This is a genomic window from Spirulina subsalsa FACHB-351 (assembly GCF_026130165.1).
Taxonomy (GTDB): Bacteria; Cyanobacteriota; Cyanobacteriia; order Cyanobacteriales; family Spirulinaceae; genus Spirulina_A; species Spirulina_A subsalsa_A.
In genome coordinates this window covers 1-569 of sequence record NZ_JAIHOM010000271.1, presented here as the reverse complement: position 1 = coordinate 569, position 569 = coordinate 1, and the positions used below count along the sequence as shown (strand labels likewise).

The 569-nt window shown below is 50.1% G+C and carries 1 protein-coding gene and 1 pseudogene; both read left to right on the top strand.

From position 1 onward, the window contains the following. Positions 1-83: pseudogene (locus tag K4A83_RS23870) on the top strand (RNA-guided endonuclease TnpB family protein); the annotation flags it as partial. 119 nt (positions 84-202) lie between these two features. Continuing rightward, positions 203-496 (top strand): hypothetical protein, encoded by a 294-nt coding sequence (locus K4A83_RS22815; protein ID WP_265267021.1) that lies wholly within the window; start codon positions 203-205, stop codon positions 494-496. Positions 497-569 lie beyond the last annotated feature (73 nt).

Genomic DNA, 569 nt, shown 5'->3' with positions numbered 1-569 from the left:
TGGGGCGCGCCCGAATTCACGCATCGGGAGAGATTCCCTCTTGGTTGGTTGGAGAAATCCTGTCAGCTAACGGAGACTCGTAGAACGATGAATCCCCCTGCCTTCAGGCGGGGGAGAACGTCAAACCTATATCTTTTTATCCAGATGGGGGCAAGACCCGGGTGAATAGTGGTTATAAACACATACAGCACAATTTCCCCCTATGAAGCTTAACCCAAAATGGGGGTCTTCTTCTCTGCTGGGGCTGACGGTCTTGTTAGTGAGCGCTTGTGGTTCGTTCAATACCCCGGCAGATGTAGCCCCATCCCCCCGTATTTTAACTTTAGAACCAACGTCCGAGTTACCCGCCTATATCACCCTAGAAACGCCCTCTACGACCACAGCAACGCTGGCGGTGGAGGTGTTTTATCTGCAATGTCGGGTAAAGACCCTCGGTTTTACTGACGGGATGAAACCCGACCCGTATAGAAACAGCGAAGCACGACTCTTTAGCTAAGGCTCAGGGATCACTCTTAGCATGACAATTTGTGCTGTATATGTTAGTATACATCTAGTTGTTTGAGGTCGAT

Coding starts and splice junctions, on each gene's coding strand:
- K4A83_RS22815 (WP_265267021.1), top strand. CDS start 203: ATGAAGCTTAACCCAAAATGGGGGTCTTCTTCTCTGCTGGGGCTGACG.